Annotated in this window: 13 protein-coding genes and 1 pseudogene; 6 read left to right on the top strand and 8 right to left on the bottom strand. The window is 61.6% G+C overall.

Features of this window, described 5'->3' with window-relative positions; genetic code table 11:
- Positions 1-27: 27 nt before the first annotated feature.
- From DM992_RS33965 to DM992_RS33955, 3 genes are all read right to left on the bottom strand, one after another.
- Entirely contained in the window at positions 28-597 is a 570-nt protein-coding gene (locus DM992_RS33965; RefSeq protein WP_111021587.1) for a YdeI/OmpD-associated family protein, read from the bottom strand.
- Between the two features lie 249 nt (positions 598-846).
- The gene (locus DM992_RS33960; protein ID WP_111020670.1) at positions 847-1,770 is read right to left on the bottom strand and encodes a recombination-associated protein RdgC; all 924 of its coding nucleotides are present in this window, start codon (positions 1,768-1,770) and stop codon (positions 847-849) included.
- Between the two features lie 190 nt (positions 1,771-1,960).
- A complete protein-coding gene (locus DM992_RS33955) occupies positions 1,961-2,950 on the bottom strand; it encodes an SDR family NAD(P)-dependent oxidoreductase (RefSeq protein ID WP_111020669.1) in 990 nt (329 codons plus the stop codon).
- An 86-nt stretch (positions 2,951-3,036) separates the two neighbouring features.
- On the opposite strand from DM992_RS33955, the gene DM992_RS33950 reads away from it, so the two are divergent.
- On the top strand, positions 3,037-3,969 hold the full coding sequence (locus tag DM992_RS33950) for an AraC family transcriptional regulator (protein WP_111020668.1): 933 nt from the start codon (positions 3,037-3,039) through the stop codon (positions 3,967-3,969).
- A gap of 625 nt (positions 3,970-4,594) precedes the next feature.
- Here the strand turns inward: DM992_RS33950 and DM992_RS33940 are convergent.
- The 3 genes and pseudogenes from DM992_RS33940 to DM992_RS33930 all read right to left on the bottom strand — a co-directional run bounded on the left by DM992_RS33940 (position 4,595) and on the right by DM992_RS33930 (position 7,841).
- On the bottom strand, positions 4,595-5,752 hold the full coding sequence (locus tag DM992_RS33940; protein ID WP_111020666.1) for a DUF4382 domain-containing protein: 1,158 nt from the start codon (positions 5,750-5,752) through the stop codon (positions 4,595-4,597).
- Positions 5,753-5,995: 243 nt separating this feature from the next.
- Positions 5,996-6,901, bottom strand: a complete 906-nt coding sequence (locus DM992_RS33935; RefSeq protein WP_111020665.1) for an AraC family transcriptional regulator — start codon at positions 6,899-6,901, stop codon at positions 5,996-5,998.
- 89 nt (positions 6,902-6,990) lie between these two features.
- Positions 6,991-7,841, bottom strand: a pseudogene (locus tag DM992_RS33930) (aldo/keto reductase).
- A 210-nt stretch (positions 7,842-8,051) separates the two neighbouring features.
- On the opposite strand from DM992_RS33930, the gene DM992_RS33925 reads away from it, so the two are divergent.
- Entirely contained in the window at positions 8,052-9,023 is a 972-nt protein-coding gene (locus DM992_RS33925; protein WP_111020664.1) for a LysR family transcriptional regulator, read from the top strand.
- 387 nt (positions 9,024-9,410) lie between these two features.
- Positions 9,411-9,623: a DUF1059 domain-containing protein gene (locus tag DM992_RS33920; protein ID WP_111021586.1), complete on the top strand. Its 213-nt coding sequence runs from the start codon at positions 9,411-9,413 to the stop codon at positions 9,621-9,623.
- Between the two features lie 226 nt (positions 9,624-9,849).
- Here DM992_RS33920 and DM992_RS33915 read toward each other — a convergent pair whose 3' ends face one another.
- The gene (locus tag DM992_RS33915; protein ID WP_111020663.1) at positions 9,850-10,755 is read right to left on the bottom strand and encodes a LysR family transcriptional regulator; all 906 of its coding nucleotides are present in this window, start codon (positions 10,753-10,755) and stop codon (positions 9,850-9,852) included.
- Between the two features lie 118 nt (positions 10,756-10,873).
- Between DM992_RS33915 and DM992_RS33910 the strand changes: the two genes are divergently transcribed.
- From DM992_RS33910 to DM992_RS33900, 3 genes are all read left to right on the top strand, one after another.
- Positions 10,874-11,464 (top strand): flavodoxin family protein, encoded by a 591-nt coding sequence (locus DM992_RS33910; RefSeq protein ID WP_111020662.1) that lies wholly within the window; start codon positions 10,874-10,876, stop codon positions 11,462-11,464.
- A 72-nt stretch (positions 11,465-11,536) separates the two neighbouring features.
- Positions 11,537-12,592 (top strand): aldo/keto reductase, encoded by a 1,056-nt coding sequence (locus DM992_RS33905; RefSeq protein WP_111021585.1) that lies wholly within the window; start codon positions 11,537-11,539, stop codon positions 12,590-12,592.
- 74 nt (positions 12,593-12,666) lie between these two features.
- Positions 12,667-12,957, top strand: coding sequence for a DUF1330 domain-containing protein (locus DM992_RS33900; RefSeq protein WP_111020661.1), 291 nt, complete (start codon positions 12,667-12,669; stop codon positions 12,955-12,957).
- Here DM992_RS33900 and DM992_RS33895 read toward each other — a convergent pair.
- Entirely contained in the window at positions 12,952-14,565 is a 1,614-nt protein-coding gene (locus DM992_RS33895) for an FAD-dependent monooxygenase (RefSeq protein WP_111020660.1), read from the bottom strand. The genes DM992_RS33900 and DM992_RS33895 overlap by 6 nt on opposite strands.
- Positions 14,566-14,859: the final 294 nt, after the last annotated feature.

Raw genomic sequence — 14,859 nt, 5'->3', positions numbered from 1 at the left:
GCAAAATCTCCGTCAGAAGTGCAAGATCTACGGATAAAAGGTTTCGCCACGGTTCAGCATGTTGACGAATTCCTCGATTTTCCGCGCCCTTGTTTCTGGCTTTTTGGCATTCTGTACCCGAAACAGGATGGCATAGCGGTTACGGCTGTTCAGTGTTGCAAAAAACTTCATGGCTTCCGGATTTGCGTCCAAAGCCACCTGTAGGTCGTCCGGCACTATCGAGTTGCTGGCCGACGTATAAGCAGCCTTCCAGCGGCCGTCCTGCCTGGCCTTCTCGATTTCGCGCATACCGGGCGGGCGCATTCTGCCTGCGGCGATCAGTGCTTCGGCCCTGTCTTTGTTGAGTTTGGACCAGATGCTTTTTGCGGAGCGTGGGGTGAAGCGTTGTAACCAGTATTGCTCGCTCTCAGCCTGCTTTTGACCATCAATCCAGCCATAGCAGAGGGCGCTTTCCAACGCCTGTTCGTAGGTTACGGTTCGCTGCTCGGTGCCTTTTTTCGCTAGACGCAGCCATGCTCCGGTCGAAGTGCTGCCGTTTTGCGCTAACCAGCTTTCCCATTCGGTCTGACTGGTAAACGTTAGAGCGCATTCGGTCATGTCGCCATCCAGAATGGTCGAGTACATGTGCGGGGAAGGCGTCCGCAGTCTAACAGTGTTTATGCGGACATCAACGTCCGTGGTGCGACCAAAGACCGGTCGCACGGTAGCCGCTGGCCCGTCGGCTGGTTTGGAGTGCGTGCGCCCAGCCGCGACCCGCCGCCAGGGCGGCGACGGTCCTCCACGAAATGTCGCGTCAGCGCGAAGCCTCACCGCCGCGGGGCGATGATTCTCGACAGCCGCCGGAGTTCAGGCTGCTGCCGCCTTATGAATCGAGTCGTGCTGATCGCCACCCAAGATATCGACGAGACTGGTCAGCATCCGCCCCAATTCACCCGTCATCAGCGTGAAATCCGAGTCGAAGCGTTCATCGTCGTTCTGCGCGGTGGGATCCGTCGCCTCCTTGATCACGTCGAGCGGCGTGACGCGCTTGATCGTCAGCGACGGTGTCAGCACGAAGGAGATCCGGTCATTCCAGGTCATCGCGAGGCGCATGCATTGTTTGCCGGCCTCGATGTGCCGGCGCATGTCGTTCGCTTCCAGCGCGTGGCCGACGTATCGCACCGTGGCGCCGCCTTCGCCGCTCGAGCGCAACTCGGCGTCCTGGTCCACGGTGAATCCGCCCGGCGCCTCGCCGGACAGCAGCCAATCCGTCATCGCGGCGACCGGCGAAAGCGCCACATGAACGCCGGCGAGCGGCAACTGATCGATCGATTTGACGAGCAGGCCGCGAACGTCGTCGGCAAGAGCCTGTGCAGCCGCATCGATGACGAGCCAGCCGTTCACCGTATCGATCCACACGCGGGTATCGCGGCGAATGCTGAACGCGCGCGGCAGCAGTTCGTCGGTAACCTGCTCCTTGAGTTCCCGCAGCTGTTTTCGCCCCACCTTGAAGCCCTGCTGCTCCTCGACCTCAAGCGCCCGGGCCTTGGTCACCTGATTGACGACCGACGCGGGGAGCAGCTTCTTTTCGGCACGGAACAGCAGCAGCATCTGCCGGTTGATCGAATACACAAGCGCGCCGTCGTCACGCGGCGACGCCCATCCGAAACTCTGCATCTCGACGCTGCTGCCCGGCTGAAACGCGTAGGGCGCCAGCCACTTTTCCATCTGATCGGGGGTAACGGCCCAAGGTGCCGGAAGACGATGAAGCTGAAGATTTTTGAACCACATAGGAGTACGGGCAAAGCGCGTCATTCTATATGACGGTGACGCTTCCCGGCCAGTTGCTGCCATAGGCATGCACGCTGACGACGACGCTCGAATGGCTGCTTCGTAACAAGTAACGGTTCGTCGCCAGTCGTGATGAGACAGCCACATAAAAAACCGAAGAGCCGAATCTGTCAAGTAGTAGCAGCTTCCACTAGACGCTGAGAAGTCGCTCGCTGAGTGCCCATAGGTCATCGGCGAATCCAGAGTCGACGGCATAGGGCAATACGCCCGTAAGTCGCATTGCATCCGACATATCCATCTTCTCCGGTTCCTGCATCATCACTGCAGCAATGTCGACGTTTTCGCAATATACGCCGCCCATGCCATTCAATTGTGGACTCGTTGCACACCAGACCTGGGTGGCGGCTCCCTGTCCGACAGTTTTGAGTTGCCTCGCCGGATCGCGCACGGGCTTGCCCTGTTCATCAAGGACACCTGCGGCGATCAGTTGCTCGCGCGCAATGTATTTCCCAAGCCCGGTCTCGACAATAGCTCCCGGGTGCAGCGAAAACGCGCGGATTCCGTGCTCCTTTTCGCGCTGATCGAGCGCAACGGCGAAGAGGATATTGGCGGTCTTCGCTTGCCCATACGCTGCCCACGGTGTGTACGCGCGACGCTCGAAATGCGGATCGTCGAAAACCACCGGCGAATAGCGGTGACCAATCGACGAAACCGACACCACGCGAGCACCTTCCACCTTGCGCAGCGCCGGCAGGAGCCGCATCGTGAGTTGCAAGTGGCCGAGATGGTTGGTCGCAAACTGAGACTCGTACCCGCGCGCGTCGCGCGTCAATTCCGGCACGGCCATGATCGCGGCGCTGTTGATCAGCATGTGCAGCGCCGGAGTCGATTCGAGGAACGCCGCCGCAAAGGCATCGATTGAGGGCGGATCGAGCAAATCCATCGGCGCGATTTCCACGTCGATGCCGGCCAGTGCCTCGCTGGCGCGGCGCAGATCGCGCGCGGGAACAATCACGCGTGCGCCGGCCGCGCGCAAAACCCGGGCGGTTTCGCGTCCGAGGCCGGAGTAGCCCCCGGTCACGATCGCCGTCTTACCGGCAAGATCGATGCCGGCGATGACCTCGTCGGCGGTGGTGGCGGCTCCGAAACCCGAACCCAGCGGCTTTTGTGGCGTCATCATGGTATTTCCCTGGACGAACAATGATGTACGCAGTGTGGGCTCAAATCCCGGTACGATGAATCATCAAACGTTCGGAATACTGTCGCATGAGTTCAAATATCGAGGACGACCCGCTCTCGGCTATCCTCCGGCTGCTCGGTACCCAGCCCGTCGTGGCCGGTAGTTTCTCCGCAGGGGGCACGTGGGCGATCCGCTTTCCGCAGCCGAAAAAGCTCAAGTTCTTCGCGCTGGTCAAGGGCAACTGCTGGCTTTGCATTGATGCGCAGACGGAGCCGGTCGCGGTCGGCGAAGGCGACGTCTTTCTGCTGACGGGCGAACACGCGTTTGTCCTCGCAAGCGACCCAGACGCGGATCCGGTCGACGCGGCAACAGTGTTCTCCGGCGAGCAAACCCGGACTGCGACGATCGGCGACGGCAATGGTTGTACGCAGATCGGCGGACACGTCAGGCTCGCGCCCTCAAACGACGCGCTGCTGGTCGACGTCCTGCCATCGCTGATACACATCCGCGCGGACTGCGAGCAGGCGGCCGTCCTTCGATGGCTGCTTGCCCGGCTCGTCAAGGAATTCGCGTCGGGTTTGCCGGGCAGTGGCCTTGCTTCGACCTACCTTGCGCAGTTGATGTTCGTCGAAATGCTGCGCGTCTATCTCGACACCAGCACGGCAATCCCCAACGGCTGGCTGCGCGCCATCGGCGACAGACGGCTTGCGCCCGCGCTACGGTTGATGCATGGCGATCCCGGCCGGGCATGGCGACTGGATGAGCTTGCGGCCGCATCGGCAATGTCGCGCACGGCGTTTTGCGTACATTTCAGGTCGGTTGCGGGCATGGCTCCGCTCACGTGGCTCACGCAGTGGCGCATGCGTATGGCAAAGCAGGCGTTAACCGACGAGAAACTGCCGATTGCCATTCTCGCGGCAAGGTTAGGTTACGCATCCGAGAGCGCATTTAGCAGCGCGTTCAAACGGGTGTCCGGAGTGTCGCCAAGCGATTACAGGCGGGCGGGGTGGTCGGGTTGAAGCGAGGGATCGTCTCGACCCCGACTAACTCAGCCGCGTCTTCGAACGTCCGGACAGGTGCGATGACCGTTGTACCGTCATAAGCCGCCGTTGTCGAGGTACTGCGGCGAACGACAGAGAAGGGTCGGAAGTCGCCGCTCGCAGATGTCGGCAGCCGGCGGTGGTACCGGCTGATCTCCAAAAGGGTGAGCTTAGGTATTGGCGTAGGTTTGTGCGCCGAGCCTTGTCAGATAAGCCGCAGGTACTGCCGCATTACTCGCGAGTGGCTTGCAGTGTATCGGGTACCAGGATAGTCATCGGTCAGACGTAAAGCTGCTTTGGCTGCCCGGGTTTACCAACAGATCCGGCCGAGTCCACCGGCGCAGAGCGGGTAAAAGAAAGGCCCGCGATGCGCGGGCCTCGTATCAGCAATTGCCTTTCTTCGCTTGGCCGGGCGGGCAGAAACCGTTCCCCGGACCGCCTTGCGGCGCGACCACTACCGGCGGACCGGGAACGTAAGCCACGCACCCGCTGAGTGCACCGATCGTGCTCGCCACAGCAAGCAACGCGATAACCCCTTTTTTCACTTCGTTCTCCCGTTGAGGGGAAAGGGCCGTTCGGCCCCTTCCGTTATGCCGTTGAACCGTCAGAAACTGAAATTGACGTTCGTCTGGCTAGTCGTTGCATTGACATTCGTCGCCTGCGTTGCGCCCGACGCTGCGTCCGCTTCGATCGTATATTGGCCTGCCGACGCCGGCGCGGAAGCCAGCGTGACCGGCAGCGAACCCGAGTACGTGCCGACGATCGGTGCGGCCGTCGGCACCGACAGCGCGTACGCGCCCGTGTCCATGTTTGCGTTGATCGACGTGATCTCGTATGCGTTTGCATCGATCGTCTGCAGTGCGCGCACCAGCGCGTTCGCGCTCGCCGTCACCGTGCCGCTGACCGTGCTCATCGTCGAAGCAGGCAGCGTGATCGGCAGGTTCGACGTCGACACTGCCGTGCTCGTGTTCACGACAACCGGCACCGAGCGGACGACACCCGACGCGACGTTGTTCTGCACGATCACGACGTCGTAATTGCCCTGCGTCGAGCTCTGGATCAGCGGCGACAGCACGAACTTGCCGGTGCTGTCGGCGACCGTGCCGCGCACGACCTTGCCATGCTGCTCGGCATAGACGGTTGCGCCCGCTTCGGCCTGCGCGACGTAGCCGGAAATCGCGCCGCTCACGACCGTCGGTATTGCCGTCACGACCGGCTTGAGCGCATAGGTGCCGTTGCCGCGCTGCACGATCGACTTGCACGCATTGAAATCGAGCACGAGGTCGACGAGCGTGTTCGGCTGGACCGTGAACGGCGAGATGATCTTGTAACCGCTTTGCGTCGCGCTCGGCGTCGCGAGCGCCTGCTCGCTGCCGCCGGTCGGCACGACCGAGTTCGCGAGCGTGTTGCCCTGGTTCTGCGCGAGCACGAGGCGGACCTGCTGGTACTGGCCGGCCGGCAGCGCGGTCTGGCCGAGATCGGCGAGTGCGCCGTTGGTCAGCGACAGCAGGTCGATCTTCTGCGGCGTCGGCAGCGCGATCGTCGACCAGCCTCCGTCGTTGTCGCCCGCGTTCGAACTGGCGTTCACGCGCACCTGCGACACCGTGACGAACACATGATCGAAGCCGCACGACGGTGCGTCGGTCATCGCGACATGCAGCGTGCCGTTCTGCACGCTGCCGCCGTCGTCTCCGCCGCCGCAGCCGGCAATAACGAAAGGCACGATCGCAGCGCAAAGGGCACTTTTAAAGAGCTTATTCATAGTCACCCCCCCATGGGTGTTATTGTGGGTAACGGAAGAATAGCCTCGCTTCAACTTACTATTTTGGCCGTCTTTGAAACGAACGGTAACTTTTGGTTCTATCGGTAAATCGTTTGCGAGATTGATGCCGCGTCCGGGGAATGAAGTGGTGCGGGGCCGCGATTGTCGCGGTGGAGTGCGCAATGCGGGCGGCACGGGGCAAAGCGACTATTAGCGGAAGTACTTAGTACCACGGTGCCCAAATCAACGGTTGTCCGCACGCCATTGACGAGGTGTGACGCCGGTCAGGCGCATGAATGTCCTCGTGAAGTGGCTCTGATCCGCAAAGCCACACAAATCCGAGATCATGTTCAGAGGCATGGGGGATGTGCGCATGTACTTCTTTGCCAGTTCTACGCGTTGATTGATCAGCCAGCGATGCGGGGGCAGTCCCGTAGTCTGATGAAAGGCCTTGACGAAATGACTGCGAGACAGGCCGCAGGCCTTCGCCACATCGACAAGCGAAATTTTTCCGTTGAGGTGTTCGAACAGGAGTCCTTTTGCCTGACGCTCCTGCCACGGCGTGAGTTTGCCGGTCTGCCTTTCCCGCTGCTCGCCGATGCCGCCGTATTGTTGTGCGATATGAGTCTGGAAAGCGAGCGCGACTTGGTCGATGAAGAGTTGCGACGCATGCTCGGGCTGCGCCAGCGCGGGCAGCAACGATTGTCCGAGGTGATGGACGATCGGGTCGGTTGCACTCAAGTGCGGCGGCAAATAAAGCTGCGGTCGTCGCCGGCCGCCGATTTCATCGGCCGTTTCCTCCAGCGTGCGGCGAGGCAGATGGAAGTGGAGGCAGTCGAACGCCCCCTTCAGATCCGCCACCCACCTGCGGTCGAGGTCGTGAATCGTCACGGTCCCTGCGTTGTAGGGGACGAAGCGGGCAGCACGTCCGTCAAGCCACAATTCCTGTTCGCCGAATGCGCGCAATTGCAACACGATGAGATCGGCATCTTCGAGGTCATAGGGTGCAGTCCGGCCCATATTTCTGCGCGCCGTCTTCAGCCGACTGATACCGATCTGCGCGGACGGCAATGTTTGGGTGACGACGGTTTGCCTCACGTCGGCCGGAATGAACTCGGAAGAGGCGTTGTCCGAGGGTGCAGTAGCCATAAAACCGGCGACAAGGTCAAGGATGAAACCTCGCAGTTTACCAAATCGAAATTACGGTTGACTGACCGGACAGCCGCCGCGATTGCGCATCAGAGGCCGAGTTTCCGTTCGCTCATCCACTTCACGATCGCCGGATCGCGATGGGAGAAGAAGCTGCTCGTGCCGGTCTCCAGCGTGGCGATGGCCCGCATGTTTTCCTCGGACAATTCGAAGTCGAAGACGGCCAGGTTTTCCAGCATCCGCTCCTTTCGCACGGACTTCGCCAGAGCGACGATGCCACGCTGTACCACCCAGCGCAGCACGACCTGTCCCACGGTCTTGCCGTGGTACTGCGCAATCTCGACAAGTTGCGCGTTGTCGAACAGGTTGTTGCGCCCTTCGGCGAAAGGTGCCCAAGCCTCTGGCTGAACGCCGAGCCTGCGCGTGAAATCGACGCTTTCGTCCTGCTGGTGAAAGGGATTGATTTCGATCTGGTTGACCGCCGGCGTCACCTCGTTGAAACACGCGATGTCCATCAGGCGATCCGGCTGGAAGTTGCTCACGCCGATCGCGCGCAGCTTGCCGGCGCGATGCGCTTCCTCCATCGCTCTCCACGCGCCGTGAACGTCCGAGAACGGCTGATGGATCAGGAGCAGATCGAGGTAGTCGAGGCCCAGATGCTTCAGCGACTTGTCGATGGCCACCCGGGCGCGTTCATAGCCGGCGTCCTCGACCACAGCTTGCTGGTGACGAAAAGCTGGTCGCGCGGTACCCCGCAACGTTTGAGGCCATGCCCGACAGCCTCCTCGTTCTTGTAGGACGCAGCAGTGTCGATCAGGCGGTAGCCTGCCTGTACCGCGTCGACGACGCAGCGTTCGCATTCCGCCTCGTCGGCAATCTGAAAGACGCCGTAGCCGAGGATCGGCATCTTCATCCCGTTGTTCAGTGTCACATCCTGCATGGTCGGTCCTTTGCGCTGAAAGTCGGGGGCGGCATGAGGCCGGCTCGGAACGAGCCGGATACGTTGACCCCAAGGCGCTACTTTAGAAGGTGCAGTTTCAAGCGAATAGTCGAATTCCCGTTGCATCAGTATCAACTTGAGATTGATACCGATGCGACGCTGACCCGACCCCCGAACCCGACCATTCGTGCTTTAACGCAAGCATTGACCATGCCCAGCAACGACTTCAAGGCCATCGCGACCTTTGCCAAAGCCGTGGAACTCGGCAGCATCCGACAGGCTGCGCTTGCCCAGGGCGTCACGCCTCAGGCCGCGAGTCAAAGCATCGCGCAGCTGGAGCAGCGCCTCGGCGTCCGGCTATTGCATCGAACCACGCGCAGCCTCGCGCTGACCGAGGAAGGGCAGCGCTTCCTGGAGAACACGCAGCCCGCACTGGAGGCGCTGGACAGGGCGCTTGTCCTGGCGCGGGAGTCCAAAGACGAGATCGCCGGGCCGTTGCGTATCGTCGGGCCGAAGTCGTCGTTCGCCGCCATTCTTATGCCGCTGCTCGACGAATTCTGTCGCGAGCACCCCGGTATTCAGCCGGATGTCCAGCTCGATGATGGAATCGGCAACTGGGTGCTGGATCGCGTCGATGTCGGCTTCAGGATCGGCGCGTCGGCCAGCGAGGGCGTAATCGGCCGGCAGCTCTTCCCGATCCAGATGATCGTGTGCGCGGCGCCCGAATATCTCGAAGCACACGGCACGCCGTCGACACTGGACGACGTGGCGGCACACCGCTGTGGCGTGTTCCGGCATCCTGTCACGGGCAAGGTGGCACCCTGGTATTTGAACGTCGACGGCAAGCTCGAACATCGTCAGATGTCGCCTGCGTTTTCGACGAACGATTCGGAACTCGAAGTGCAGGCCGTGCTCGCCGGGCAAGTGCTGGGGCAGCTCGCGGGTTTCACGGCCGTGCCCCATATCCGGGCGGGACGGCTGGTGCCGGTTCTCGTGCAGCATATGAGCACGCACATCGGCTTGCACCTTTACTACGGAAGCCGAACTGCTCTGCCCAAGCGCGTGCGGGCATTCCTGGATCTCGCCTTCGAGCGCCTGCATGACTGCAACGATTACGTGCTCGCCGACAAGGAACTGGAGCGGTTCAAGTCGCGGTCGAGGCGATCCGTCCGCGTGCGGTAGGTCGATCGGTTCACCGGGTATGGATCGCCACCCCGCCATCTACGGCCATCGCCCCGCACTTTCGGACTGCGATTCAAACGCCGATTCCGCCTGGACCATGGACTTTCGTGTGCGGATTTCGTCAGTCATGTAGTCGGCCGTTGATTACGACCGTGTTTTATTCCCGGCCGCAGACGGCACCTGCGGCACGTCGTGCGGGCTACGCACGCGGAACGCCGTGAATTTCGATGCGTTACCGCGAATTCATTGCACGCGACCTATACTTTCAAAATCATTTCGTCCGCGACAAGGAGGCGCAATCGTGCCTAGTGCCTATGTACTTCGCGCGGCATCCCGCGCGGTCATTCAAGCAAGACCCATGACTACTGTCGTATGAGGAAGGACATCATGACGCGCAAATACATCGATTGCCGGGAATTCCCGAGCGAAATGAATTGTTCCGTTGCGCTATCCGCGGATTCCGAAAACGAGTTGCTCGAGGCGGCCGTACAGCATGCGGTCGCGGTTCACAAGCATGCCGATTCGCCGGAGCTGCGTTCACAGCTGAAAGCGCTCTTTCATGACGGCACACCACCCGTTGAAACACCGCGTCACGCGTAACGCCGGCGCGACAGATCGAAGAGCAGCGACCGCCTCACGACGGCCATTTTCCAACAACATATTGGCGTTGACCGTAGCTGCGCATCTTGCCGAAATCTTCTTCTGCATGTGGTCCAGCGGGACGGCTATCGGAGTTCGGCTGTCGTGCGAATACCTCGCTGACGGGCCGAACTCGTACTTCCGCGTTCGGCCATTTTCCGCCCCGTTGAGCCGCTACACCTGACGGTTAATCGAAATACGGCTCCAATACCCCCTCGATCCAGTCCATGAAAGCCCTAACGCGTGGCGACAGGTTACGCCGATGGGCCACGACGAGCGACGCGGCGAGGGGCTCGGGACGCAAGTCAGGCAGAACCTCCACCAGCGCGCCGCTTTCGATGTGATGCGCGAGCGCCGAATATCCCGCCTGGATCAATCCGATGCCCGCAAGCCCGGCTGCATGATAGGTCTGCACGCTGTTGACCTGCATCGCGCTCGGCAACGGAAGCGACGCATAGCCGTCGCCGTCCGGGTATTCCCATCCGGCATGCCTGGCGCCGAGTGTCAGCGTGTAGTGAACCATCCGGTGCCCCTGGCTGCGCAGATCGTCGAGCGTGTGCGGTATGCCGTACCGTGCCAGATAGCTCGGGCTCGCCGCATTTGTCATGCGCAGTTTGCCCAACGGTCGGGCAATCAGCGTCTCGTCGACGATCGGACCCAGACGGATCACGCAATCGAACCCCTCCTGGACGAGATCGACACGCCGATCGGTGCTGGAAAGTTCCAGTTCCAACTCCGGATGTGCCGCCATCAATTGCGGCAGTGCGGGAACCACGACGCTTCGTGCCAACTCGGTGGGCATGTCGACGCGCAACCTTCCACGCAGGGATGCGCCACGACCCGAGAACATCGATTGCAATTCCTGTACTTCGGCCAGCAGGTCCCGTGCGCGTAGATAAAAGGCGCGTCCGTCTTCAGTGAGCTGCACGCTCCTCGTGGTCCGATGCAACAGCGCCACACCGACATCCCGCTCGAGTCCGCGGATCACCATCGACACGCGTCCCTTCTGAATTCCGAGGCTTTCGGCCGCGCGTGTGAAGCTCGTCATTTCGGCGACACGGGCAAAGATCAAAAGCGCGTCAAGGTTTTGCATTGTTCACCCAGGGAGTAACGGAACGTTCAATTTGTCATCATTTATAACTCAGTTGCGACTCAGTAGAGTGGCTTCCCATGTCGTCCACGGAGGACAACTTGAACGAAAGGGAGCAACCATGACACAACACACTTCTGCGATCAAAACGGTCGTCGTCTACCACTCCGGCTATGGGCATACCGAGCGTATGGCAACAGCTGTCGCCGAAGGCGCCGGTGCCGTACTCGTCGCAATCGACACCGACGGAAACCTTGCCGAGGATGCGTGGGATACGCTGGCCGGCGCGGATGCGATCCTGTTCGGCTCGCCGACCTACATGGGCGGCCCCAGCTGGCAGTTCAAGAAATTCGCGGACGCATCCTCGAAAGCCTGGTTCGAAGGTAGGTGGCAAAACAAGATCTTCGGCGGCTTTACCAACAGCGCGAGTATCAACGGCGACAAGCTCAATACGCTCGAATACTTCTTTCTGCTCGCGGGGCAGCACGGCGGCATCTGGGTCAGCATGGATATCAAGCCGGCGAACGTGAAGGCCTCGATGCGTGACGACCTGAATCGCATGGGCTCCTATATCGCGCCGATGGCGCAGACGCCTGCCGATGCGTCGCCCGACGAGATGTCGCCAGGGGATCTCGAGACGGCGCGCCGCTACGGCGCACGCGTCGCGATGATCGCCGGACAGTTTCGGTCCGGAAAATTTCGAGGCAACTGAAATCCTGGCGCGCGCGACGCGACGGAACGGACGCCGCCACCTGTTAACCAGCCACTCTTGAAGGGAATGGTCATGAAATACAAGCAACTTGGCCGCACCGGCCTGTATGTGTCGGAGCTGTGCCTCGGCACGATGACGCTGGGCGGCAATGCCGACGCCGGCATGTGGAAGGCGATCGGCGCAGTCGGTCAGGACGATGCGAACCGGTTGATCGCCCGCGCGCTCGCCGAGGGAATCAATTTCATCGACACCGCCGACATTTATTCCTTTGGCCAGTCCGAACGCGTCGTCGGACAGGCGCTGAAAGATATCGGAGTACCACGCAGCGAGATCGTACTGGCGACGAAGACGGCCGGCGTGATGGGCCCGAAACCCAACGATCAGGGGGCGTCGCGCGGTCACATCATGGATTCGGTGCAGAGAAGCCTCGAACGGCTCCAGGTCGACCATATCGACCTTTACCAGATACACGCCAGCGATTCTGTCACGCCGATCGAAGAAACGCTGCGGGCCCTGGACGATCTTACGCGGCAGGGGCTGGTTCGTTATGTCGGCGTTTCGAATTGGCGCGCAGGCAAGATCGGTAAAGCGCTCGGACTGAGTGCGGCGCTTCGCGCCACGCGCTTCGAAACGCTGCAGGCCTACTATTCGATCGCCGGACGCGACGTGGAGCGCGAACTGGTGCCGCTCGTGATCGACGAGCAGATGGGGCTGCTTGTCTGGTCGCCCCTCGCGGGCGGCTTGCTTTCCGGGAAGTTTGGCCCCGGAGCACCGACCGAAGAAGGTTCGCGGCGCAGCCACTTCGATTTTCCGCCGGTCGATCTTGATCGGGCCTGGCCGTGCGTTGCGGAGATGCGCGCCATCGCCGACGCGCGCGGTATCTCGGTCGCCCGGATAGCGCTCGCCTGGTTGCTCGCCAGACCGCATGTCACGAGCGTCATTATCGGCGCCAAACGGGTCGAACAGCTCGAGGACAATCTCGGCGCGGTCGATGTCGTTCTCACCGAGGATGAGCTTGCGCGTCTTGAAGCCGTGAGTGCTCTGCCTCGTTGTTATCCCGGCTGGATGATCGATCGTCAGGACGCGAGCAGGCGTCCGTTGCCGTTCAGGCCCGTTGCGTCGAATTAGAACCGGCTATTGCACACCCATACCGTCGACCTGGGCGGTTGTCCGGATGTGCCGACTGAAAGAGAGGGATAGACATGCCAAAGGGTTATCTGATCGCACACGTCAGCGTCTCGGACGCGACTGCTTACGCTGCCTACGCAAAAGCCGCAGGCGACGCGATGAAAAAATTCGGCCCCAAGGTCATCGCTGGTTGGGGGCAGTATGAAAACCTCGAAGGCGAGGCCCACGAGCGACATGTGGTCCTTGAGTTCGATTCGCTAGCCGAGGCCAGGCGCTTCTATGAGAGCCCCGAATATCAGGCGGCCAAGGTGCTCCGCGCCGGGGCCGCGACCGGGACCTTCGTCATCGTCGAAGGGACTTCATGACGCTGGCCGCGAAGCGCTCGAACGCCGGCAGGCTGTTGAAGTTCTCCGACGAGGCGAATCACCTGCACGCACGGTTTCGCCGAACCATCGCGAGATGGCATGGGCGACTTCTTCATGGTCGGGAGCGGCTTCGCATGCCCACGCGACGATCCCGTCTGGACGCACCAATATAGCTCGCATACCTAAACGGTCCTTGGCGTCGGCTGCGACATAGGCGAGGCGCTCGCGCCAACGGTTCGCAAGCGCCTGAAGCGACGCGCCTGGATCGAAGTCCAGCAGGAGCCCCCGCCCGTCGCGCAACAGGCGGCCTGCCTTCGTTCCGTCGACCAGTTCGAAATCGGGTACGCTGCGGCCTACCAGCGGATGAGGGCTGCCAAGATCGTAGCGAAGCGAAACACCCCAGGCGCGCTCGGCAAAATACGTTGCGCCATCCCGGGTCTCGATGAGATCGCGAACGATCGCTTCCAGCGCGCGCGTGCCGGGGGTAGGTCGCATAAGAGCGACTTGCGCACGCGACCAATCGAGAACGCGTGCCCCTAACGGATGCCGCACTTGTTGATAGCTGTCGAGCAGTCCGGCCGGTGCATCGCCACGGATGGTGGCTGCCAGCTTCCAGCCCAGGTTCATTGCGTCTCCGAGTCCAAGGTTAAGCCCTTGACCGCCCAAAGGAGAATGGATGTGCGCGGCATCGCCCGCGAGCAGTACGCGTCCGTTCCGATAGGTCGTTGCCTGGAACGCGCGATCCGTCCACGTGGTAGCCAGCCTGAGCCCGGTCAGCGTGATTTCGGTGCCGGACACGCGGCGCAGCACCGCCTGCACATGCTCCAGCGTGACGGGTTGAAGTCGGTGAAACGCTCCGCCGTCGAATTCCACCATCGCAATCGTGCCGGGCCGCGCATAGGTGTACATGCCCGTCGATGTGTAGTGTCGGCCGGGGGGAAGTGCGTCCGGCTCGGCCATGTTGACCTCGACGGAGTAGCCGGTGAACTCTGGACCAGTACCGACGAAATCGAAGAAGCCGGCTGTGCGGATCGCACTGCGGCCGCCGTCGCAGCCGACGAGCCAGCGCCCGCGAAAAGTGTCCCCGCCCGCATGAACGGTCACCGCTCCATCCGACTCGTGGAATGCGTCGGCGCTCAGGCCTCGCCGGATCTCGCATCCCGTCGCGCTGGCTCGACGAGCCAGGACGGTTTCGAGCGTCCCCACTGCGACTGCCATGCTGGTGTCCGCCGAGCCTGACAGGTGATACGGCCACTTCGAGGTATCGATGTCGTCGTGATGGAACGGAATGCCGGCGAAATGACCGGCGGGCCGGCGCGGCTGCTGCATCCAGTGCGCGATTGTCGCAGTCGTGTACGCGATAGGGTCGGCACGCCCGGCCTCGATTACCTCGTCCAGCAGCCCGCGCCTGTAAAGCGTTTCGAGGGTGGGTGCCGAAAGGCCGCGCATGCCGAACGGCAGGCGCTTCAACGGAGCGTGCGGTGTTTCGGCGCGCTCGAGCACGAGGACCGACAGCTTGAACAGGCGAAGCTCGCAGGCGAGAAACAGACCGACGGGGCCAGCCCCGGCAATCACGACGTCGTAAATATCCTGATGGTGCTCGTGCATGAACCACTCCTGTGTCGAGGTTCGACCGGAGCGTTTGTGAGGTTGAGCGCCACACGGACGAACGTTTGGACGCCTGGTCGGCGTCAGATGTTCGTCGTGGGGATCTCGTGCACGGGGCAAAGACCAGAGCTTTCGCTAACGAAAGGACTTGGGCTTACCAAACCAAGTCTGCCTTTTCCGACACCGCGTTATAACACCGCAGCGAAGACGCGTAAATAGCGGCGACGGTCCGCTCACCGCCGTGCGATGGCGCGCTGCCGCGTTACGTCGACCACGCGCGAAACGCATGGTTGG

Source organism: Burkholderia sp. JP2-270 (genome assembly GCF_003233675.1).
GTDB lineage: Bacteria > Pseudomonadota > Gammaproteobacteria > Burkholderiales > Burkholderiaceae > Burkholderia > Burkholderia pyrrocinia_C.
The sequence above is the reverse complement of the archived record's forward strand: the minus strand, read 5'-3'. Positions and strand labels throughout refer to the sequence as shown.

Coding starts and splice junctions, on each gene's coding strand:
- DM992_RS33965 (WP_111021587.1), bottom strand. CDS start 597: ATGACCGAATGCGCTCTAACGTTTACCAGTCAGACCGAATGGGAAAGC.
- DM992_RS33960 (WP_111020670.1), bottom strand. CDS start 1,770: ATGTGGTTCAAAAATCTTCAGCTTCATCGTCTTCCGGCACCTTGGGCC.
- DM992_RS33955 (WP_111020669.1), bottom strand. CDS start 2,950: ATGATGACGCCACAAAAGCCGCTGGGTTCGGGTTTCGGAGCCGCCACC.
- DM992_RS33950 (WP_111020668.1), top strand. CDS start 3,037: ATGAGTTCAAATATCGAGGACGACCCGCTCTCGGCTATCCTCCGGCTG.
- DM992_RS33940 (WP_111020666.1), bottom strand. CDS start 5,752: ATGAATAAGCTCTTTAAAAGTGCCCTTTGCGCTGCGATCGTGCCTTTC.
- DM992_RS33935 (WP_111020665.1), bottom strand. CDS start 6,901: ATGGCTACTGCACCCTCGGACAACGCCTCTTCCGAGTTCATTCCGGCC.
- DM992_RS33925 (WP_111020664.1), top strand. CDS start 8,052: ATGCCCAGCAACGACTTCAAGGCCATCGCGACCTTTGCCAAAGCCGTG.
- DM992_RS33920 (WP_111021586.1), top strand. CDS start 9,411: ATGACGCGCAAATACATCGATTGCCGGGAATTCCCGAGCGAAATGAAT.
- DM992_RS33915 (WP_111020663.1), bottom strand. CDS start 10,755: ATGCAAAACCTTGACGCGCTTTTGATCTTTGCCCGTGTCGCCGAAATG.
- DM992_RS33910 (WP_111020662.1), top strand. CDS start 10,874: ATGACACAACACACTTCTGCGATCAAAACGGTCGTCGTCTACCACTCC.
- DM992_RS33905 (WP_111021585.1), top strand. CDS start 11,537: ATGAAATACAAGCAACTTGGCCGCACCGGCCTGTATGTGTCGGAGCTG.
- DM992_RS33900 (WP_111020661.1), top strand. CDS start 12,667: ATGCCAAAGGGTTATCTGATCGCACACGTCAGCGTCTCGGACGCGACT.
- DM992_RS33895 (WP_111020660.1), bottom strand. CDS start 14,565: ATGCACGAGCACCATCAGGATATTTACGACGTCGTGATTGCCGGGGCT.